Origin of the sequence: Bradyrhizobium sp. USDA 241 (genome assembly GCF_049739505.1) — a bacterium.
In the GTDB taxonomy this organism is placed as follows: Bacteria; Pseudomonadota; Alphaproteobacteria; order Rhizobiales; family Xanthobacteraceae; genus Bradyrhizobium; species Bradyrhizobium liaoningense.
In genome coordinates, this window is record NZ_JBMGPZ010000004.1 from 1773758 (window position 1) to 1795717 (window position 21960).

The 21960-nt window shown below is 63.8% G+C and carries 15 protein-coding genes and 1 pseudogene; 6 read left to right on the plus strand and 10 right to left on the minus strand.

All coding sequences use genetic code 11. The features are described 5' to 3' along the window. Window positions 1–44 precede the first annotated feature (44 nt). The 5 genes from ABIF91_RS18105 to ABIF91_RS18125 all read right to left on the minus strand — a co-directional run bounded on the left by ABIF91_RS18105 (window position 45) and on the right by ABIF91_RS18125 (window position 6299). The gene (locus tag ABIF91_RS18105; protein ID WP_028181585.1) at window positions 45–638 is read right to left on the minus strand and encodes a L,D-transpeptidase; all 594 of its coding nucleotides are present in this window, start codon (window positions 636–638) and stop codon (window positions 45–47) included. A 335-nt stretch (window positions 639–973) separates the two neighbouring features. Next, window positions 974–2317, minus strand: a complete 1344-nt coding sequence (locus ABIF91_RS18110) for an IS1380-like element ISBdi2 family transposase (protein ID WP_208086440.1) — start codon at window positions 2315–2317, stop codon at window positions 974–976. Between the two features lie 656 nt (window positions 2318–2973). Beyond that, a complete protein-coding gene (locus ABIF91_RS18115; protein ID WP_028181586.1) occupies window positions 2974–3948 on the minus strand; it encodes a hypothetical protein in 975 nt (324 codons plus the stop codon). Window positions 3949–4156: 208 nt separating this feature from the next. Next, on the minus strand, window positions 4157–5425 hold the full coding sequence (locus ABIF91_RS18120) for an IS256 family transposase (protein ID WP_038952271.1): 1269 nt from the start codon (window positions 5423–5425) through the stop codon (window positions 4157–4159). Between the two features lie 262 nt (window positions 5426–5687). Then, on the minus strand, window positions 5688–6299 hold the full coding sequence (locus tag ABIF91_RS18125; RefSeq protein WP_284280588.1) for a sigma-70 family RNA polymerase sigma factor: 612 nt from the start codon (window positions 6297–6299) through the stop codon (window positions 5688–5690). 120 nt (window positions 6300–6419) lie between these two features. On the opposite strand from ABIF91_RS18125, the gene ABIF91_RS18130 reads away from it, so the two are divergent. Continuing rightward, a protein-coding gene (locus tag ABIF91_RS18130) for an IS5 family transposase (RefSeq protein WP_110115998.1) occupies window positions 6420–7180 on the plus strand; the annotation gives its coding sequence in 2 pieces (ribosomal slippage) (window positions 6420–6759 and window positions 6759–7180; 762 coding nt in all). Between the two features lie 392 nt (window positions 7181–7572). Here ABIF91_RS18130 and ABIF91_RS18135 read toward each other — a convergent pair. From ABIF91_RS18135 to ABIF91_RS18150, 4 genes are read right to left on the minus strand one after another with little or no spacing between them, the layout of a single operon-like run. Beyond that, complete coding sequence (locus ABIF91_RS18135; protein ID WP_028181826.1) at window positions 7573–8307, minus strand: response regulator; 735 nt, start codon at window positions 8305–8307, stop codon at window positions 7573–7575. Window positions 8308–8317: 10 nt separating this feature from the next. Beyond that, window positions 8318–10063: an ATP-binding response regulator gene (locus tag ABIF91_RS18140; RefSeq protein WP_028181827.1), complete on the minus strand. Its 1746-nt coding sequence runs from the start codon at window positions 10061–10063 to the stop codon at window positions 8318–8320. Further along, on the minus strand, window positions 10033–12111 hold the full coding sequence (locus ABIF91_RS18145; RefSeq protein WP_424579291.1) for an ATP-binding protein: 2079 nt from the start codon (window positions 12109–12111) through the stop codon (window positions 10033–10035). Before ABIF91_RS18145 ends, ABIF91_RS18140 begins: the two co-directional genes overlap by 31 nt. A gap of 6 nt (window positions 12112–12117) precedes the next feature. Next, the gene (locus tag ABIF91_RS18150; protein ID WP_028181829.1) at window positions 12118–13113 is read right to left on the minus strand and encodes a TRAP transporter substrate-binding protein; all 996 of its coding nucleotides are present in this window, start codon (window positions 13111–13113) and stop codon (window positions 12118–12120) included. A gap of 269 nt (window positions 13114–13382) precedes the next feature. Between ABIF91_RS18150 and ugpB the strand changes: the two genes are divergently transcribed. Next, a complete protein-coding gene (gene ugpB / locus ABIF91_RS18155) occupies window positions 13383–14723 on the plus strand; it encodes a sn-glycerol-3-phosphate ABC transporter substrate-binding protein UgpB (protein ID WP_028181830.1) in 1341 nt (446 codons plus the stop codon). 176 nt (window positions 14724–14899) lie between these two features. Continuing rightward, window positions 14900–16090, plus strand: a pseudogene (locus tag ABIF91_RS18160) (IS256 family transposase); the annotation flags it as partial. Between the two features lie 62 nt (window positions 16091–16152). On the opposite strand, the gene ABIF91_RS18165 reads toward ABIF91_RS18160, so the two are convergent. Then, window positions 16153–17379, minus strand: coding sequence for an IS256 family transposase (locus ABIF91_RS18165; protein ID WP_424578759.1), 1227 nt, complete (start codon window positions 17377–17379; stop codon window positions 16153–16155). Window positions 17380–17729: 350 nt separating this feature from the next. On the opposite strand from ABIF91_RS18165, the gene ABIF91_RS18170 reads away from it, so the two are divergent. From ABIF91_RS18170 to ABIF91_RS18180, 3 genes are all read left to right on the plus strand, one after another. After that, window positions 17730–18689 (plus strand): aminoglycoside phosphotransferase family protein, encoded by a 960-nt coding sequence (locus ABIF91_RS18170; protein ID WP_028181875.1) that lies wholly within the window; start codon window positions 17730–17732, stop codon window positions 18687–18689. Window positions 18690–19079: 390 nt separating this feature from the next. Next, window positions 19080–20702 (plus strand): ABC transporter substrate-binding protein, encoded by a 1623-nt coding sequence (locus ABIF91_RS18175; protein ID WP_028181876.1) that lies wholly within the window; start codon window positions 19080–19082, stop codon window positions 20700–20702. Window positions 20703–20890: 188 nt separating this feature from the next. After that, on the plus strand, window positions 20891–21904 hold the full coding sequence (locus ABIF91_RS18180) for an ABC transporter permease (protein ID WP_028181877.1): 1014 nt from the start codon (window positions 20891–20893) through the stop codon (window positions 21902–21904). The last annotated feature ends 56 nt before the right edge of the window (window positions 21905–21960 follow it).

Below are 21960 nucleotides of genomic sequence, written 5' to 3' on the forward strand. Positions count from 1 at the left end.
AGGGGCAGAGCATGATCCTGAGGATCATGCTCAAGCCATAGCCCTTAGAGTTCGGGCTTCTGCCGAATGACGACCTTGGTCCCGACCGGGACGCGATCATAAAGATCGGCAACGTCATTGTTGACGAGGCGGAAGCAGCCCGAAGACACCTTGGTGCCGATCGTGTCGGGGCGGTTGGTGCCGTGGATGCGGTAGACGGTGGTGCCGAGATACATGGCGCGGGCGCCCAGCGGATTGCCGGGGCCGCCGGCCATGAAGCGCGGCAGATAGGGCTGGCGCTGGATCATCTCCGGCGGCGGCGTCCAGTCCGGCCATTCCTTCTTGTTGGTGATGGTCACCAGTCCTTGCCACTGGAAACCGTCGCGGCCGACGCCGATACCATAGCGGATCGCGCGCCCGCCGGGCTGCACCAGATAGAGGTGCCGTTCTGCGGTCGAGACGATGATCGTTCCCGGCGGCTCGGTGGTGCGGAAGTAGACCACCTGCTTCTGCCATTCCGGATCGAGCTGGTAGCCGTCGTCGGCGATCAGGCCCGGCTCGTCCCCGCGGTCCGGCTGCTGGGCGAAGGCCTGCGGCGCGGACAGAATCAGGCCGATCGCGGCCACAAACATCCCGGTCAGGCGACGAAAATCCGTCATGTAAAGCTCTCCCCGCTGCCACAGCGCAAATCAATCATGAACCATCAAACCTGAGGGGCAAGTTCGTGGCAAGTTGATGGCGCGCCGCCCTGGTATGTCACGAGAATACTTTGGTTTTTTGACGGGGCCGGAGCAATGCCAAGAACAGGGGATGGCGCGAAAAGCCTAGCCCGTCCTATTCGTGAGAGTGCGGCTTTTGGGCCCGATTGATGCGGCCGCACATCTTGTCTGACGAGGCGCACAGGATTGCCTTCGGCTTTTCGCCGCCTGACGACCGGTACTTTGCAACGCGCTTGAGGGATGGGTTGGGCGAACGGGGGCGGACGCCCCGCCGGTCAAGGACCGAGCGGCAGCAGCGCGCCGGGCAAGCCGCAGATCAGGTCGGCTTCGGGACATGCCGCGGCAAACGCAAGGCGAATGCGGCTCGTGGTCTCGACGACACGGGCGGCGATTTTCAAGAGCCGAAGACGCAGCGTCGCGAACTCGGCAGCGGCCAATTCCCGGGCTTTGGGAATGGCGTCGCGCACGGTCAGCATCAGCCAATAAGCGGCCGTATGGAGCACGAGACGGACCTGGTTGGCGAGCGCCGAACGGCAGCTGGTGCGATCGGAGGCGAGCTGCGTCTTATGCAGCTTGATCAGATTCTCGGCTTGGCCGCGCGCGCAATACAGGCTGTCGTAGATCCACTCGGCCGAGCCGACATCGAGGCTGGTGACGACGAAGCGGATGTCGAGGCCGAGCATCGTCGCCTCAATACGGGCGACAGTGCGCCGTTCGCGATCCCAGGACTTTGCCTTGTGGCGCGTCTCGGTATAGCCACGCAGAACCGGCAGGTTCTCGATGGCGCGTCGCGTGCGGATGTCGTCGGCGACCTCGTCGACTTTTCTGGCGAGAGGCTTGGTGCCGGACAGACCGAAGATGTAGTCGATGCCGTTGGTCTCGCACCACGCCATTGCCTCCGGCCGGGCATAGTGCCCGTCGCCACGGAACGTAATTTGCGTGTTGTGCCATCGCGTCCGGATATGCCGTACCAGGCGGCGCAGATGGGCACGCACCTCGACGCCGCCCGGCGTCTTGCCGGGCCGCAGCACGACGGCCACGGGCCGGCTCTTCTCCGTGTCGTAGACGTGGATCGGCAGGAAGCAGCGTTCGTCATAATGAGCGTTGAACAGCGAGAGCTGCTGATGGCCGTGGACGACGTCGCAGGTATCATCGATGTCGAGCGTGACGGATGCCGGCTCGCGCGGGTAGCTATCCATCCATGCGTCGACCAAAGTGTAGGTCAGCCGGATCACGTCGCGCAGGCGCGGAGCATTCTCCAGCCGCGACAGCGTCGGCTGGGAACACAAATCCCGGCCCGTGTCCGGTAGGCGACCGCAGGCCAGCTTGAATGCCGGATCGGACCTCAGATGATCGAGGTCGTCGGCGTCCTCGTAGCCGCAGCAGATCGCGAACATGCGAGCGCGGAACATATCGACCAGGCTGTGCACGACCCGCGTCGGATCGCGCCGATCCGGGAACACCCGGGCCAGATTGTTGGCCAAACCGAGACGCCGCTCGGCCATCGCCAGAAGCATCACGCCCCCGTTCGAGGTTAGGCGCCCACCATCGAAGGCAGCTGTGACTTTCTTGGCGTGAACGGCTGGAAACGAGAAGGGCGGAATCGTATCGTCGGTCATGGCGGGCGTGGCGTTCGCGGTTGGAGGTGATGGGGTTGGCTTCGCAACCGAATCCTACGCCGCATCAGCGCTTTACCCCTCAGGCGCACTCTTACGAATAAGACGGGTTAAGTTGAAGAAAGATTGAGTGACTCCCGATCATTTCTGTGCCGAAACGTGGAGTCGCGGTCGTGCCGCGTCCAAAGAAACCGGCGCGAGCGGCCTATTAGACGCGGTAGGTGCTCAGCCTCCGAAACGAGACTATCAAGCATGAAGAGATCGAGCGCGAGGCAGAGGTTTTATTTGTGTTGAATTCTTGCTTCTCGATAGTGGTCTGAAATCGTATCATCGGTCATGGCGGGCGTGGCGTTCGCGGTTGAAGGTGATGGGGTGGCTTCGCAACCGAATCCTACGCCGCATCAGCGCTTTACACCACGCTCGCCAGCCTCTCAGGCGCCCTCTCGCGAATAAGACGGGCTAGATTGCTGCCGCGCCGGTGGTGCGCTGCCTCCCCCGCCTGCGGGGGAGGGTCGGGGAGAGGGTCTCTCAACAACGGGACGCTCCCCCAGAGGATAGAACCCTCACCCGCGCCTTCGGCGCGACCTCTCCCGCAAGCGGGAGAGGCTCAGACCGAGCCCGCTGTGAGATCAGCCTCGACAATTGGCAATGGAAGCGAGTCAGAACTTATTGCTCTCCGCCGCAATCCCGAGCCGCCGGACGATCTCGACCGCCACGGCGCGCGCCTCGGCTCGCGACCCGATACGAGGGCTGCGAAATCGCCGCCCCGAGTGCAACCGGATCACGACGATGCAGTGCTCGTCCTCGGAGCGGCCGCGGCGCTCGACGGTGATCGTCTTCACGTCGCGCCCCTCGATATGGTCGGCGCGCAAGCTGCCGTCGCCCCACAGGCGCTCGACGCGGATATCGCTCTGGCGGATGATCCAGAAGGCACCGGTGACGAGGTTGGCGTATCTGTAGACGACGAACGCCGCGATCGCGCCGGCGGGCAACAGCGCGATGTCGATCGGGCCCGGCGGCAGGCCGCGCCAGAGCTTGTAGGCATAGGGAACGGCGCTCACGGCGACCGCGATCAGTGCAACGATGTAGATTTCCCGCGCCGGAAACGGCTCGATCGGTTCGCCGAGATGCATCTCGGGATTGCTGGCATCGAGCGGATTGCGAGGTGCCTCGACATTGGGAACGCCGAATTGCGTGGCGATCCGGGTCACGGTGTCATGCACATGCGTGACGTCCGAGATCGGCGGGGACGTCAGGCGTTCCCCCGAGGCCAGCGTGAAGGCCAGCTGGAAACGGGCTTTCACCCTCTTGTTGCCGGGAACCTGCAATTCCCTGATGTCGTCCTTGGGCACGACCCGCGTGCGGAGCTTTCCGAACGGACGCTGCTGCCCGATCAGGATCTCGCTCGGTGTGATGATCCACACCACCGCCGGCGCCATCATGATGCCGACGACGAAGCCCGCCCCCACGAGCAGCGCGACCACGGAGATCACGATTTCCAGAACGTCGCGCGTGAACAGGCCCGGCGTGAAGCACAGCGCAACCGCGGCCGCAAAGCCGGACATCACCAGCCGCTGGGCGATCGAGGCGCCTTCACGAAGGCGGATGTCGGTGCTGGTGGTCGCGTCGTCCATCGCGGGCGGCTGATTCCGTCGCTCGCGAAACTCCGCGGACCGGTCCGCGGAGTCAAGCAACAAGGGCGACAGATGCCGAGCGGCAGGATGGACGCGCCCCGGCCACGGCGACGGTGCGCTCCCACCCCCAAATACAAAACGACCCGGACGGGGGCATCGTCCGGGTCGCTGGAGGGAGCTATGGCTGATTTTGGGTGACGCGGCCTGATCAGGCGGCGTGGCTTTCAGTGTTCGGAATGACTTCGATTCCGTCGATGAACTTTACACCGGCGATGACTTTCGGCAACTGGTTCGTGCTCTTCAATCGCCGCCAGGTCTTCGATGCGGCGTCGATGAGCTTGAACACCATCAGCTTCGCAGTTTGTTGCGACAGCGATCCCTTGGTCCGCACCGTTCGGTGGCGCACCGTGGCGAAGACGCTCTCGATCGGGTTCGAGCTGCGTAGGTGGATCCAGTGCTCAGCAGGGAAGTCGAAGAAGGCGAGCAGCGCATGGCGATCCTTGATCAGGCACTCCACCGCACGTCCGTATTTGACGTGGTATTTCTCGACGAAGACGTCGATCGCGGTTTCAGCTTCGGCCCGGTGTGGGGCCAGATAGATGTTCCGCAGGTCGTTCTTCATGGGGCCCTGCACGGATTTGGCGACCTTGTCGAGTACGTTGCTCACTTTATGGCACCAGCATCGTTGGTGCCGCGTGCCGGGAAAGGCCTCGTCCAGTGCCTTCCAGAAGCCGAGGGCGCCGTCGCCGATGGCGAGTTGCGGGGCAATCCGTAACCCGCGTTGCCGCAGGTCGATCAGGAGTTCGCGCCAGCTCTGCGCGCTCTCGCGCACGCCGACCTGGAAGCCGATCAGCTCCTTCTTGCCTTCCGGCGTGGTGCCAATCAGCACCAGCATGCATTCGCTGTGATCTTCCATGCGGGCCTGCAGGTACACGCCATCGGCCCAGATGTAGACATAGCGACGCGCCGACAGATCGCGTCTCTGCCAGCGTTCGTACTCGACCTGCCAATCGGCCTTCAGGCCGGCGATCACCGAAGGCGACAGGTTCGGCGCATCCTTGCCGAGCAGCGCCGAGAGCGCCTCCTGGAAGTCGCCGGTCGAGATGCCGCGCAAATAGAGGACCGGGATCAAGGCATCCAGGCTCTTCGTCCGCCGCGCCCATAGCGGCAGGATTGCCGAACTGAAGCGGAGGCGGTCGCCTGGCCCGCTCGCTCCGCGGTCGCGGACCTTGGGACGAGCGACCTCCACCGGACCGATGCCGGTCGCAATCTCGCGCACCGGACCGTGCCCATGTCGGACCAGGCGCGCTCGACCGTCGGGCAGCGTCAGATTGGCCGTGCTGGCCAGAAACGCGCCAACCTCGATCTCGATCGCCCTGGCAAGCAGGTCCCGCGCGCCGGCACGAACGATATCGGTCAGTGGATCATCAACCGCGGACGGCTGACGGAAAGCAAGAACATTGGTAGTCTCGGTCATGGCGTATCGCTCTCCTCGAGAGGTTCTGGCAGGCTCGTCACCCGCCTCGATACGCCGCCTTCCTCACACCGTCATCACCCAGATTCCGCCATAGCTCCGCTGGAGGTCTTGGGAGGTTTAACGAAACCGTATATGGGCTTTATAGGAGTGAAGTTTTTCCGCCTGATGTTGCGCTTTGTTTCAATTGTTTCGTCGGCGGTAACACTTCCGTGTCCGGGGACAGGGCCTGAGCTGCGGCCCTATCCCGTTGAATTGATTGGATTTAGGCGGCGAAACGATCGACGCCGGCACCCTTAAGCAAATCGGCCAATTGCTTGCGGGCATAGAACATCCGCGTCTTCACCGTGCTCTGGGGGATGCCGATGATCTGCCCGACCTCCTCCACCGATTTCTCGTGATAGTAGACGAGGCTGATGATCTCCCGATGCGCCGGCGACAGCTTCTGCACGCAGGCGCGCAGGATGGCGCTGGTGTCGCTGCGGTCGAGCGAAGTCTCCGGCGTGTCGGCACCATCGGCAATCTGGCGCACGTCTTCCTGGTCGATGTCCTCGAAGCGGCGCTGGCGCATCGCGGTCAGCGCCTTGAAGCGGGCGATCGAGAGCAGCCAGGTCGAGACCTGCGAGCGGCCCTGGAATTGGCCGGCGGTCCGCCACACATCCAGAAACACCTGGCTGACCAGGTCTTCCGCAGTGGTGGCGTCGCGCACGATGCGCAGGATGAAGCGGTACACCCGCACATTGTGTCGGCAATAGAGAATGTGCATGGCCGTCCGGTTGCCGTCGGCAATGCTCTCGAGGAGCATGTCGTCCGAGGTCGCCTGAGCGGCGATGATGCTCTGGCTGGCTTGGGCGTTGATGGCGATGACGTTCGGCATTGACTTGGCTCCCCGTAGCGCCGCAACCGAGCGGCGTTTCCTTGGGTCGAAGTGTTAGGGTCTGTACCTAAATAGCGCCACGTGATTCTCTTGCCTACGTGTTGATTCGGGGGCGAGAGAATGCGCGCTGGTTTGTTTTGGCTGAACGACAGGCAATGGGCGCGTATCGAACCGCATCTGCCGAGGGGACTGACGGGGCCGGATCGGGACGACGACCGACGCATCGTCAGCGGCATCATTCACATGCTGCAATCGGGTGCACGATGGCGTGATTGTCCACGTGAATACGGCCCTTACACGACGATCTACAATCGCTTCAATCGCTGGGCCAAGCGAGGACGATGGTGCGCAATCTTCGAAGCGCTGGCCAAGCCTGGCGAAGACGGCGTCGTACTGTCGCTCGACTCGACCTCGATTAAAGCTCACCGGTGTGCCTCCGGCGGAAAAGGGGGGAGCACAATCAAGCAATCGGCCGCTCGCGCGGAGGCCGCACGACAAAAATCCATGCGCTGAGCGATCCGCTCTGCCGGCCGGTCGTCCTGCATCTGACTCCAGGCCAGGATGCCGATATCGCTGCGGCTCCCGATGTCCTGGCGCTCGCGCCACCCATGAGCGTGCTCCTCGCCGACAAAGGGTATGATGGCGACAAGCTTCGCGGCGAAATCATTCGTCGTGGCGCCAAGCCCGTAATCCCCAATAAATCTAACCGTGTCGTCATCCATCGCTTCAACAAACGCGCCTACAAAGGACGAAATGTCATCGAACGCTGCTTTTGCAGGCTCAAGGACTTCCGGCGCATCGCCACGCGATATGACAAGCTCGCCCGTAATTTTTTGGCCGCTGTTCATCTCGCCGCTCTCGTCGCATATTGGCTCAATTGAGTCTGGACCCTAATCAGCCAACGTTTCGGGATGTCTGCACGAAAAGGCGAAAATGGTTTCGTGCGCCGCCAAATTGTTTCGTCGCAGCGGGCGCGACGAAACAATCGGAGCAAAAAGGCGTGGAATTTCAATGCACGGGAAATACGGGAGTGGGGAATTGGAAGCGGACGGAGCAGCGGGAACGCATTTTGAGGGATTGCGTTTGGTCGCGCCGGACTCACAGCTGTCGTCCCGGGGCGCGAAGCGAGCCCGGGACCCCTTAAACCACAGGATGTGGTTTGGCGAAGATTCGGAGTTGCCAGCTCGGCGTCATAACCCCTCCCTGGGGTTATGGGTCCCGAGCTCGCGCTGCGCGCGCCCCGGGACGACAGCGAACTATGCCGCTAGCCGCCCTACGCCTTGTCGCCGGCCGGAGAAAACAGATATCCGCCGCCGCGGATGGTGCGGATCACGGCGGGCTTTGCCGGGTCGGGCTCGATCTTGCGGCGGATGCGCATGATGCGGAGATCGACCGCGCGGTCGAAGGCCTCGGCGTCGCGCGCATTGGCCAATTCCAGCAGGCGCTCGCGCGACAGCACGCGTTTCGGATTGGCCGCGAACACCTTGAGGAGCCCGAACTCGGAGGCCGTCAGCGGATGCTCGTTGCCCTCGTCGTCGCGCAACGCCTGCGCTTCGAGATCGAGCCATTTGGTGCCGAAGCGCACCAGCTGCTCCTTGTCGGATTTCGCCGCCGCCTCGGGCACTGCTGCCTTGGCCGGCACGCTCCGCCGCAGCACCGAGCGGATGCGCGCCATCAGCTCGCGCAGCTCGCAGGGCTTGGCCACGTAATCGTCGGCACCGAGCTCGAGTCCGACGACGCGATCGATCGGGCTCGCTGTCGCCGTGAGCATGATCACTGGCACGTTGATGCGGCTCTTGAGGTCGCGAATGATCGAGAGCCCGTCTTCCTCGGGCATGTTGAGATCGAGCACGACGAGGTCGGGCATGCTGCCCTGGATCGCCGCGCGCAGGCTCTTGCCACCGTCGCACAGCGTCACGGTGAAGCCGTGCATCTTGAGATAATCGCCGACCATCTCCCGGGCCGGGGCCTCGTCGTCGACGATCATGATGTGCTGGCTTTGGGTCATGGTCTCTACATCACGGCGTTTCAGTCGCGGGGAGGGTGATGGTGAAGGTCGATCCCTTGCCGGGGCCGTCGCTTTCGGCGGTTACCTCGCCGCCATGCATGTCGATGATGCGCTTGACGATGGAGAGCCCAAGCCCCGTCGAGCTCTCGCCGGCGGTCGGTTTTGCCGACAGCCGCTGGAACCGGCCGAACAGGCGGCCTAGGTCCTCCGGCGACAGGCCGGCGCCCTCGTCGCTGACGCGGACGATGGTGTCGCGGCCCTCATGGCTGACGGCCACGTCGATCTTGCCGCCGATCGGAGAATATTTGATGGCGTTGCTGATGAGATTGTCGATCGCCTCGCGGATGCGGTCGGTGTCGCACATGGTGACGATGTTGGCCGGCGCGGCGACGCTGATCGTCTGCTGCTTGTTGACGGCGAGCGGCTGGTTGGCTTCGGCAACCTCCTTGACCAGCGCGGCGACGTCGACCGGCTCGCGGCGGATGGTGATGTCGAAGGCATCGGCCATCGCATCCGAGATCAGGTGATCGACCATCGTGGTCAGGCGCTTGGTGGCGTCGCGAATGTGGTCGACCTGGGCGACCACGCCGCCTTCCGAGGCGCCGGTCGAGATCAGCTCCTTCAGCATCTCGGTGCGGCCGAGGATGACCCCGAGCGGATTCTTCAGGTCGTGCGCGACGGTGCCCAGAATCTCGTTCTTGAAGCCGTTGGCGCGCTGCAGCCGCAGCCATTGCGCCGAGAGCCGGCGGTTGGCCTGCATCAGCGCGCGGGTGCGCTGGGCGACGCGGTCCTCGAGCTGGGTGTTGGCGTCCTGCAGCTGCTGGTAGAGGATCACGTTGTCGAAGGCGATCGAGAGCCGGCTGGAGAAGATCTCGACCAGCGAGCGGTCGGTCTCCGACAGCTCGCGCTCGGCCTGGAGCAGCACCACGACCTCGCGGCCGCTTCCGGTGCGCAGATAGATCACGCTGCGGTGGTCGGCGAATTCGTTCTTGCGGCGCTGGAACGCGGCCTCGACCATCTCGCGCAGATCAGGGTCGAGCGCCTTCGACGTGGTGGTGCCGATGAAGCGGCTGTAGCAGCCGCTGCCGGCGAGCACCGAGAGCTCGGGATCGACGCCGCCATTGTCGCGCAGGACCAGGATGCCGGCGCAATCGACGTTGAGCAGCGAGGCGAGCTGGGTCAGCACGCCCTCGGCGAGCCGCTGCATCGACTTGAAGTCGTACAGCGTCGAGGCGGCGTCGATGATGATCTCCAGCCCGCGCCGCGTCTGCACCATGCGCTCGAGCTGCTGATAGGAGCGCAGCGCCGCGGTCAGGGAGGTGAACAGCTTGTCGGCGGTGAGCTCGGTCTTGGCCTTGTAGTCGTTGATGTCGTACTGCACGATCACGCGCCGCTCCGGCGCCTGGCCGGGCTGGCCGGTGCGCAGGATGATGCGCACGGTCTCGTTCCTGATCTCGTTGCGGATGAACTCGACCAGTTCGAGGCCGGCGACGTCGGTCTCCATGATGACGTCGAGCAGCACGGCGGCGATGTCGCCGTGCTCGGCCATCAGCTTGCGGCCTTCCGCTGCGGAATAGGCCGAGAGGATCTCCAGGCTCTGGCCGTTGAGGCTGTAGTCGGACAGAGCGAATCGGGTGCCGTCATGCACGGCCGGATCGTCGTCGATGACGGCGATCTTCCACTTCCGGGCGTTGCTATCCTCCGACGTGGTACCGGTATCGTCGATCAGGTGGAGGACATCGTCCTGTTCGGCCATTGAGAAGATCCGTCACTTTCTGAGCTTTGCGTGCCGCCCTTGGCGACCCGGGGTATGATAATGCGAAAAGTGGTGCCTTGTCCCAGCTTGGATTCCAGCACCATGCGTCCGCCGAGCTGCTGGGTGACGAGGTTATAGACGATATGGAGGCCAAGTCCCGTGCCGCCTTCATTGCGCCGGGTGGTAAAGAAGGGGTCAAAGGCTTGGCGCTGCACGTCAGGGGTCATGCCGGCCCCGTCGTCGGCGAAGCTGATCTCGATGTCGTCGGTCCCGCGCGGCCGCGCCGAGATCGCGATCGTGCCGGCGCGCCCGTCGGCGAAGGCGTGGTTGGCGGCGTTGAGGAACAGGTTGGTCAGGATCTGGCCGTAGGAGCCGGGATAGCCGTCGAGCAGCAGCCCCTCGGGCACGTCGACCTGAAGCGTGATCGGCGACCGCTTCAGCACCGGGCGCAGGCTGGCGATGATCTGGTCGGTGGCTTCGCTGAGCGAGAATTGCCGCCGCTCGGTATGCGAGCGATCCACCGCAACCTGCTTGAAAGACTGGATCAGCTCGCCGGCGCGCTGGAGGTTGGCGACGAGCTGCTGCGAGGCGTCGCGTGAGGACTGCACGAATTCCTCCAGCTGCGACCGGCGCAGGCCGCCCTCGCCCTTGAGCTGGGCCTCGAAGACCTCGGTGCGCCGGGCCAAGCTGGAGGCCACCGTGAGGCTGATGCCGATCGGGTTGTTGACCTCGTGCGCGACGCCGGCAACCAGGCCGCCGAGCGCCGCCAGCCGTTCGGCATCGATCAAATTCTGCTGCGCGGCATTTAGCTCGAGCAGCGCGCTCTCGGCTTTCTCCTTGGACGCGCGCAGCTCGTCCTCGGTCTCGCGCTTGGCGATCGCGTTCTCGCGGAACACCTCCACCGCGCGCGCCATGGCGCCGACCTCGTCGCGCGCCTTGGTGCCCTGCACCTCGCGATCGAGGTCGCCGAGCGTGATCGCGCGCATCGCCGCCATGATCTGCTGCAGCGGCAGGCGGATCGACAGTGCGATCAGCACGCCAGCGCTGAGGATGATGCCGAGGAAGAAGACCGCGATGGACAGCACCCGGCGGGAGATGTCGGCGAGCGTGCGGTCGAAGGTTTCCTGCGCCTTCTGCTCGCGCTGGCGCATCTTGGTCGAGAGGTCGTCGATGGCGCCGATCGCCTCGGCCTGACTGGCGTCGATGGTGTTGCGGAGCAGCTCGGTGCGGCTCGCAAGCTGCTCGGAGAGTTTGGCAAAGCCCTCGCGCAGCGCCATGGTGCGGGCCGCAAGCCGCCGCAGGGCCATCCTCTGGAGGTCGTTGTCGGCGAGATCGATCATGACCGGGATGGTCTTCTCGATCGTCTCGGTGTTGCGGCGCGCGTCGTCGGCGGCGCCCGATGATTGCGACAGGTAGTAGGAATTGGCCGCCACCAGCATCGCGGTGAAGGCCTCGCGGGACTTGCCGAGCGAGGGCCAGATCAGCGCGTCGCGATGGCCGGTGGCGCCCTCGATGATGGAGTAGAGGCCGGCCATGTCCCTGGCCGGGCCCTGCACCTGCTCCTCATAGGTCTTGGCGATCGTCGCCTGCACGCTGCGCAGCTCGCCGAACCCGTTGAGGAAGCGATCGGTGGTGCGCTCCAGCTCCTCGACCGAGCCCGACAGCATCGGGTCCTTGGCGGCGCGGTTGGTCAGCGTGCCCAGCACCGCCTCGCGCAGCAGGAGGATCTCGGCGAACAGGTCCGGGCTCGGCTGGTTGATATAGCGGTGGATCAGGTTCTGGAGGCGTCCGGTCTCGCTTTCGAGCAGCGCCAGGATCCGGTCGGACTCGCGCACCTGGCGCACGTCGTGCCAGGCCGAGCCCAGCACCTGCGCGCCGTTCCAGATCATCGCCACCAGCACCACGACCACGGCGGAGTTCAGCGCGGCGATCGACAGGATGCGCCAGCGGATCGGCACCGCCCGCAGCACGCCGACGAGCCGCGCGCGCAGCTGCCCGATCGGGCCGGGCGGCCTGTCCGCGTGTTCGCTATGTCCAAGTGCAGCCAAAAGGCCTCACTCCACCTTGCGAATGCGTTCGATCAGCGCGGCCGCCGCAGGATCGCGTCCGGCCTTGGCATAGATTGCGGCCATCGCCTCCTCGAACGGTTTGCGGTCGATGTCCTTGATGATGGTCACGCCCGCGTCCTGCGCCCTGCGCTGCGACTGCTCCTCAAGGTCGCGCCACTTTTCGCGCATGAAGCGGCTCGAGCGCTGCGCGGCCTCCCTGAAGATGATCCGGTCATCCGGCGACAGGCTCTGCCAGGCCTTCAGCGAGATCACCAGCACCTCCGGGCTCATCGTGTGCTCGGTGAGCGTGTAGTGGCCGGCATGCTTGTAATGGTCCGTCGTCACGAAGGATGGCCAGTTGTTCTCGGCGCCGTCGATCAGGTGGTTGGCAAGTCCGGTGAGCACCTGCCCGTAGGGCAGCTCGATCGGTTCGGCGCCGAGCGCGCGCATCATCTGGCTCATCAACTCCGACTGCTGCACCCGGATCCGCAATCCCTGGAGATCTGCGACGCTTCGGACCGGGCGGACGCCATTGTAGATCGACCGCGCGCCCGAATCGTAGAAGCAGAGTCCAACGAAGCCGTAGGGCTCGAAACTGTTCAGGATCTCGCTGCCGATCGGCCCGTCCAGCACGTTCTGCATGTGCTCGATGGACCGGAACAGGAACGGCATCGCGAGCACGTTCATCGCCGGGACGAAATTGCCGATCAGCGCCACGTTGGTCCGGTTGAGGTCGATCGCGCCGGCCCGGGTTTGCTCGATGGTCTCCTTTTCCTCGCCGAGCTGACGGGAGTGGAACACCTTGATCTCGTGCCGACCGCCGCTGCGCTCGGCGATCAGGGCGCCCATGTAGCGCAGCGCCTGGACGGTCGGGTAATTCTCGGCCTGAGTGTCGGCGGCGCGAAATTCGCGCGCAACGGCGCCCGTCGTCCAGACGGCAAGCAGAAGCGCGACGAAGATCACCCCGGTCCGCGAAGATTCGGCACGGTTCAGCACTGGCACACTCAACCCCTCAGTGGTGGAGTCTATGGCGGAAGGAAAAGGTTCAATGCAATCTAAAGCGTTTTCAAGCGAAGTGGATACCGGTTCGCGTAAAGAAAACGCGTCAAATTAAGAATTTAGAGACCCGTTCCGATCGGAACGGTCTCTAGCGGATGGTAAAGGGAAGGCCATCCCGCCGGGCCGATTGTGCGGCGCGGCCGGCGCTCATTCCCGGTTGAAACCGCAGATGCCGCGCCGTAAGCAGATAGGGTCGCCGTCCGCCGCGGCGCATGGGAAGAGCTATCGTGACTTCAACATTGCGCCTTTTGCAGCTCGTCGCCGCCCTTGCGGCTCTCTCATTGGCCGCGCCTGCGCGTGCCGCCACGGACATCGCGCTGTGGCACGCCATGTCCGGCGAGCTCGGCCGGCAGCTCGACAAGCTCGCCTCCGACTTCAACGCCTCGCAGTCCGACTACCGGATCGTGCCCGCTTACAAGGGCAACTACACCGAGACGGTGACGGCCGCGATCTTCGCCTTCCGCTCACGCAGCCAGCCGGCGATCGTCCAGGTCAACGAGGTCGCCACCGCGACCATGACTGCGGCCAAGGGCGCGATCTATCCGGTCTTCAGCCTGATGCAGGACCAGGGCGAGCCGTTCTCGCTGGGCAATTACCTGCCCGCGGTCTCCGGCTACTACACCGATGCGGCCGGCAATCTGCTGTCCTTCCCGTTCAATTCCTCGACCCCGATCCTCTATTACAACAAGACCATGTTCCGTGAGGCGGGCCTCGATCCGGAGGCGGCGCCGAAGACCTGGCCGGAATTGGGGGCGGCCGCAAAGCGCCTGCGCGACCGTGGCGCGGCCTGCGGCTTCACCACGTCCTGGCCGTCCTGGATCCATGTCGAGAATTTCTCCGCCTTCCACAATTTGGCCCTGGCGACGCGGGCGAACGGCTTTGCCGGGCTTGATGCCGAATTGACCATCAACAATCCGCTTCTCGTCAAGCACATTGCCCAGCTCGCGGAGTGGCAGAAGACCGGGCTGTTCGACTACAGCGGCCGCGGGCAATCAGCCGAGCCGCGCTTCCAGAAAGGCGAATGCGGTATCTTCATCGGCTCCTCGGCGACGCGTGCCGACATCAAGGCGAATTCGAAGTTCGAGATCGGCTACGGCATGATGCCGTACTGGCCGGACGTGAAGGACGCGCCGCAGAACTCGATCATCGGCGGCGCCACGCTCTGGGTGCTGCGCGACCGTCCCCGCCAGGAATACAAGGGCGTGGCGCGGTTCTTTGCCTATCTGTCGCAACCCGCCGTGCAGGCCGCCTGGCACCAGAACACCGGCTATCTGCCTGTGACCCGCGCCGCCTTCGAGCTGACGCGGTCGCAGGGGTTCTACGAGCGCAATCCGGGCTCGGCGATCTCGTTCGAGCAGATCACGCTGCATCCGCCGACGGAGAAATCCAAGGGCATCCGGCTCGGCTCCTTCATCCTGATCCGCGGCGCCATCGAGGACGAGCTGGAGCAGGCCTTTGCCGGCCAGAAGAGCGCGCAAGCCGCACTCGATTCCGCCGTCGAGCGCGGCAACAAGCTGCTGCGCCAGTTCGAGCGCGCAAGTCCGGATAGGTAGGGACGTGTCGCGATTGGATATCGCTGTAGCCGCAAGCGAGGTGCGCTCCCTCCCCCGCTTGCGGGGGAGGGCTGGGGAGAGGAGCTATGCGGGAAACTGGGTGATGACGGAATGAGATAGGCGGCGTATCGAGGCGGGTGTCGAGCCTGCCAGAACCTCAAGGAGAGCGATACGCCATGAACGAGCATAGCAACATTGTCCCACTGCGTCAGCCCGATGAGATCGACGATCCACTGACGAATATTTTGCGATCTGGAGCTCGGCAGCTGCTTGCGCAGGCTGTCGAGATGGAAGCCGAGGCGTTTCTCGCCGCGATGAAGGGCTTGAAGCTTCCCGATGGCCGCGACCGCCTCGTGCGACACGGCCATGGTCCAGTGCGGACGATCCAGACGGGGATCGGCGCCGTCGAAGTCGCCCGGGTAAAGATTCGCGATCGCGCGGTGACCAGCGATGGCGAGCGGATCCGCTTCACCTCGGCGATCCTGCCGTTGTGGGCACGGCGCACGAAGAGCTTGGATGCACTTTTGCCGGTTCTGTACCTGCGAGGCATCTCGACGGGCGACTTCCAGGAGGCGCTGGCGGCGCTCTTGGGCAAGGATGCGCCGAATCTTTCTCCGGCGGTGGTTTCCAGACTGACGACGGAGTGGCAGCTCGAGTACGAGCGTTGGCAGAAGCGCGATCTGTCGGCGCGCCGGTACGTATACGTGTGGGCGGACGGCGTCTTCCTGCAGGCTCGCATGGAAGACCACAGCGAATGCATGCTGGTGCTGATCGGCGCGACGCCGGAAGGCAAGAAGGAACTCATCGGCTTCCAGGTCGGCGTGCGCGAGAGCACGCAGAGCTGGCACGAACTGCTCGTCGAGGCGAAAACCCGAGGGCTGAAGATCGCCCCGGAAATCGCCGTCGGTGACGGCGCGCTCGGCTTCTGGAAGGCGCTCGACGAGGTCTTTCCCGCCACGCGACATCAGCGGTGCTGGGTGCACAAAACCGCGAATATCTTGAACAAAGTCGCAGTGTCGGTACAGGCCAGCATGAAGAAGGACCTGCGCGAGGTCTATTTGGCGTCCAACCGAGCTTCGGCCGAAGTGGCGATCGATGTCTTTGCCGAGAAATACGGAGCGAAGTACGACAAGGCGGTCGAGTGCCTGACGAAAGATCGCGACGCAATGCTTGCGTTCTACGAATTCCCCGCCGAGCATTGGGACCACTTGCGGACGACGAATCCCATCGAAAGCGTGTTCGCGACGGTCCGGCACAGAACGGTGCGCACGAAAGGTTCGTTATCGTCAACGACTGCCAAGTTGATGGTGTTCAAGCTGCTCTGCGCCGCATCAAAGACCTGGCGGCGGCTGAAAGGGGAGTGTCAGAAGTTTTGTGTAAGAGCGTCTCTGTGAGGGGTTTGCGGGGTCAGCGGACTGACCCCATGGGGTCAGTCCGCTGAGCCTGCAAAGCGCTCGCCGAACTGGATGGCAAACTGGCCCATTGCGGCCGTCCATGCAACCGGTCGTCGCCAATGGATGCCGGCATTTCTGATGGCGAGGTAAAGCAGCTTCATCGCCGCCTCGTCGTTGGGGAAGCTGCCGCGTGTTTTGATGATCTTGCGCAGCGAACGGTTCAGCGCCTCGACCGTGTTGGTGGTATAGATCATTTTGCGTATCTCCGGCGCGAAGGCGAAGAACGGAATGACGTGCTCCCACGCCCGGCGCCAGGCCGCCCCGATCGCGGGATAGCGCTTGCCCCACTCGGCTTCGAAGTCCTCGAGCCTGAGCAGAGCGGCGTCGGCATTCTCGGCATGATAGATCGCCTTGATCGAGGGAAGGATCGCCTTGCGATCCTTCCAGGACACGAAGGATAGGCTGTTGCGGATCAAATGCACGATGCAGGTCTGGACCATCGCCTTGGGAAAGACGCTGTTGATCGCCTCGGGAAAGCCCTTCAGACCGTCGACGACGGCGATCAGGATGTCGGCGACGCCGCGGTTCCTCAGATCGTTCATGACCTTGAGCCAGAATTTGGCGCCTTCGGTTTGCTCGATCCAAAGCCCGAGCACGTCTTTCTCGCCCGATGCAGTGATGCCCAGCACGACGTAGACTGCCTTGTTCTTGACCATCCCCTCATCGCGAATCTTGACCCTGAGCGCGTCGAAGAAGACCACCGGATAGATCGCTTCCAGCGGCCGGCTCTGCCATTCGCGGACCTCGTCGAGAATCGCGTCGGTGACCTTGCTGATCAGATCGGGGGACACCTCGGTGCCGTAGAGCTCGGCCAGATGGCCCTGGATCTCCCGTACCGTCATGCCCCGCCCGTAGAGACTGATGATCTTCTCGTCGAAGCCGTCGAAGCGGGTCTGGCCCTTCGCGACGATCACCGGTTCGAACGTGCCGGCGCGGTCGCGCGGCACCTCGATCTCGATCTCGCCGTCGTCCGTCAACAGCGCTTTGCTGCTTGTGCCGTTGCGGCTGTTGCCCGACCCGCGGCCTGCCGGGTCGCCCTTCTCATAGCCAAGGTGGTGGGTCAGCTCCGCACCCAGTGCGCGCTCCAGAAGCGCCTTCTTCAGTCGTCTGAAAAGCCCGTCTTCGCCGGCTAAGTCTTCTGGCTTGAGGCTGCCCCCGGCAAGAAGCTGGTCCAAAATCTCAGGTGAAAAATCCGTAGCCATGTGAGTCTCCTGTCAAAGGTAAACTCACAGAAACCATCTTACACCGAGTTACTGACACCCTCGCTGAAAGGCACAAATCAGTTGCCGAAGGTCGTCGCAGGTGTCAGATTCGAAAACGGCATCGAGGTCATCCAAGTGCCGGAAAACCACGCCGCCTGATCGCCTCGTCACCCAAAATCCCGCATAGCTCTGGGGAGAGGGTTGCTTCCGCAATGGGACAATCCCCAGGAAGAGAAAACCCTCACCCGGCACTACGTGCCGACCTCTCCCGCAAGCGGGAGAGGTGCACCGTCTCCTCGGCTGGCATCGAGCCAACCAAAGCCAATCCTGCTTTCGATACGCAAGCGCCAATGACAATCATGCCGTCGCAACAACTGCCTCACCTCACCGACGCCGAAAGCTTTCGCGCCTTTCGCTCCGCGTCCTCGCAATGGCTGCCGATCGCGCTCGACATCGCGCGCGGACATAGTCTCGATGTCGGCTCGCCGCACGTGTTTCCGACCGGGACCAATCTCGTGATCGAGCTCGGCGACAGGCTGATCCTCAAGATCTTCCCGCCGCTGCTCCGCGCGCAATTCGTCTCCGAGCGCGCTTCGTTGATGCAGCTTGCCGGCCGTCTTCACCTGCCGGTTCCCGAGATCGCCGCCGAAGGCGTGCGCGACGGCTGGCCTTACCTGGTCATCACGCGCCTTGCCGGCACGCTCGGCTCGGAGGTCTGGCCGCATTTGCCGGAAGACCAGAAGGAGCGCGTGCTGCGCCAGATCGGCGAGACCATCGCTTCCGTGCAGCGCATCCCTCTTGGGGAGCTCGCGCATATCGAGCCGCGCTGGGGCGCGTTCATGCGCCAGCAAATGCAGGGCTGCCGCGCGCGGCACACCCGCCTCGGCCTTGCGCCGAAATTCCTCGCCGGTCTCGACGATCTCCTGCGCGATGCGGCTCAGCTGATTCCGATGGATGCGCCGCCGGTGATCCTGATCGGCGAATACATTCCCGAGAATTTTCTGCTCGCCTGCGATGACGGCCAATGGTCGCTCAAAGGCCTGTTCGACTTCGGCGACGTGCTCGCGGGATGGCGCGACTACGACCTGCTCGGCCCCAGCGCCTTCATGGCGGCGGGACGGCCGGGCAGGGTGAGGAGCCTGCTCGAAGGCTTTGGCTATACGAAGCTCGATTTCGCCCTCAAGCGCCGCTTGATGGCCTTGATGCTGCTGCACCGCGCCAGCGACCTCAACAGCCACATCTGCATCGAAGGCTGGCAGGAGAGGGCGGCGGACCTGGTCGAGCTTCAGGAGTTGATCTGGCCCGGCTGAGTACGCCACGCCTCTCCGTCATTCCGGGGCGCCGCGGAGCGGCGAGCCCGGAATCCATTGTCCCGCGCGTGCTGCGGCCCGATGGATTCCGGGCTCGATGCTGCGCATCGCCCCGGAATGACGGCCGGGGTGCCGCTGCAATGCGGCGTCCTCCGCAGGGAGGGTTCTGTCCCCGCCTCCCAAATGGGCTTCTCCATTTGTCGGCCTATATTTTAAGCAATTGCATCTCTTTGTATGCAATAAGACGCGTGGTCCTTCCCTCCAACTTCTGGCAGAAATGGCGGAACATGATTGGAATCAGCATGTTAATACGCGGGTAATGCCTCGTTAAGCTCTGGCACAAACCTTGCGAAGTCAGTTCCAACCAAAACGTTGTGTTGGAGCAATTTCATGAAGCGCCGCGATTTCCTCAAATCCGTTTCCGGGTTGGCCGCGGGAGCGGCGCTTCCGGCCATGCCATCGGTCGTCTCCTCCGCCAAGGCCGATGCCCGCTCCGAGACGCTGCTGATCGTCTCCGAAGGCGGCCCCAACAATCTCGACATCCACGGCGTCGGCACCAACGTGCCCGGCTACGAGGTGTCCTGGAATTGCTACGACCGCCTGATCAGCCACGAGATGAAGAGCGGCCCCGGTGGCGTGCCCTATTACGATCGCGACAAGTTCAAGGGCGAGCTCGCCGAGGACTTCAAGATCGACGACATGTCGGTCACCTTCAAGCTGAAGAAGAACGCCAAATTCCACGACGGCGCGCCGGTCACCGCCAAGGACGTGAAGTGGTCGCTGGACCGAGCAGTCAGCGTCGGCGGCTTCCCGACCTTCCAGATGAGCGCGGGCTCGCTGACCAAGCCGGAGCAGTTCGTCGTGATCGACGATCACACGGTGCGCGTCGACTTCCTGAAGAAGGACAGGCTCACGATCCCCGATCTTGCCGTCATCGTGCCCTGCATCGTCAATTCCGAGCTGGTGAAGAAGAACGCCAGCGAGAAGGATCCCTGGGGCCTCGAATTCACCAAGCAGCAGACCGCGGGCTCCGGCGCCTACAAGGTGACGAAGTGGACCGCCGGCACCGAAGTGGTGATGGAGCGCAACGACGACTGGGTCGGCGGTCCCCTGCCGAAGATCAAGCGCGTGATCTGGCGCATGGTACCGCAGGCCGGCAATCGCCGTGCGCTGCTCGAGCGCGGCGACGCCGACATCTCCTATGAGCTGCCGTTCAAGGATTTCCAGGAGATGAAGGCGAACGGCAAGCTCAACGTGGTGTCGCTGCCGTTCTCGAACGGCATCCAATATATCGGCATGAACGTGACCAAGCCGCCCTTCGACAATCCGAAGGTGCGGCAGGCGATCGCCTATGCGATGCCGTATCAGAAGATCATGGACGCCGTGCTGTTCGGCCTTGGCAATCCCATGTTCGGTGCGCCCAAGGACAAGCCGACCGAGGTCGCCTGGCCGCAGCCGCACAAGTTCAACACCGACATGGAGAAGGCGAAGGCGCTGCTGGCCGAGGCCGGCTACGCCAACGGCTTCGAGACCACGATCTCGTTCGACCTCAACTTCGCGGGCGTCAACGAGCCGCTCTGCGTGCTGGTGCAGGAATCGCTCGCCCAGCTCGGCATCAAGACCACCATCAACAAGGTGCCCGGCGCCAACTGGCGCACCGAGTTGAACAAGAAGGAGATGCCGCTCTTCACCAACGTGTTCTCGGGCTGGCTCGATTATCCCGAATACTTCTTCTACTGGTGCTATCACGGCAACAATTCCGTCTTCAACACCATGAGCTACAAGTCGGCGGAGATGGACAAGCTGATCGATGGCGCGCGCGCCGCTGCTTCAACCGGCGACACGGCGACCTACGACAAGGACGTGAAGGGCTTCGTCGACCTCGCTTTCACCGATATCCCGCGCATCCCGCTGTACCAGCCCTTCGTCAACGTCGCGATGCAGAAGAACATCAGCGGCTACCAATACTGGTTCCACCGCAGGCTCGATTATCGCGCGATGGCGAAGGGGTGAGTCATGGGTGAGGTGAGCACGCTCTTCGGGCTCCCTCCCCCCTTGTGGGGGAGGGTTGGGGAGAGGGGTAGCCACGAACTCCGACCTATCGCGGAGCTACCCCCCTCCCTAACCCTCCCCCACAAGGGGGGAGGGAACGCGGCGGAGTGCGTGGCGAGCAGCGTGCGCAACACGCGCAGGAGCGCCCCATGCTGACCATGATCGGCAAGCGCCTGATGTTCGCGATTCCCTCGCTGATCGGCGTCGTCATCGTCACCTTCCTGCTGACGCGCGCGCTGCCCGGTGATCCCGCCGCGTACTTCGCCGGCCCTGCCGCAACGAAAGAAGCCGTCGAGCAGATCCGCAAGAAGCTCGGCCTCGACAAGCCGCTGGTCGAGCAGTTCTTCCGCTATGCCAACGACCTTGCCCACGGCGATTTCGGCAACTCGCTCACCACCGGCCAGCCTGTCGCGGCCGAAATTCGCAACCGCCTGCCGGCGTCCGCCGAGTTGACCTTGCTCGGCCTCTTCGTCTCGATCGCGATCGCCATTCCGCTCGGCGTGCTGGCGGCCACGCGGCCGGGCTCCTGGATCGACCATCTCTGCCGGGTGACGACGACAGCCGGCGTGTCGCTGCCCGTGTTCTTCACCGGCCTCGTGCTGGTCTATGTGTTCTATTTCCGGCTCGGCTGGTCGCCGGCGCCGCTCGGCCGTCTCGACGTGTTCTACAGCGCGCCGCCGACGGTGACCGGCTTTTACCTGATCGACACTCTGCTCGCGCGCGACGTCGAGGCATTCCGCTCGGCGCTGAGCCAGCTCATTCTTCCCGCGACGACGCTCGCGATCTTCTCGCTGGCGCCGATCGCGCGCATGACGCGCGCCTCGATGCTGGCGGTGCTCGCCAGCGAGTTCGTCCGCACTGCGCACGCCAGCGGCCTGTCGCCGGCAACCGTGATCGTCACCTACGCCTTCCGCAACGCGATGCTTCCGGTTATCACCACGCTCAGCATGGTGTTCTCGTTCCTGCTGGGGGCCAACGTGCTGGTGGAGAAAGTGTTCGCCTGGCCCGGCATCGGTTCCTATGCCGTGGAAGCGCTGATCTCGTCGGACTTCGCGCCGGTGCAGGGTTTCGTGCTGACCATGGCCGTCATGTACGTGCTGCTCAATCTCGTGATCGACATTCTCTATGGCGTGATCGATCCGCGCGTGCGGCTGGAGGGGTAGCGCATGATCCGGAAAAGTGGAGACCGGTTTTCCGATCAGATCATGCGCAAAAGGAG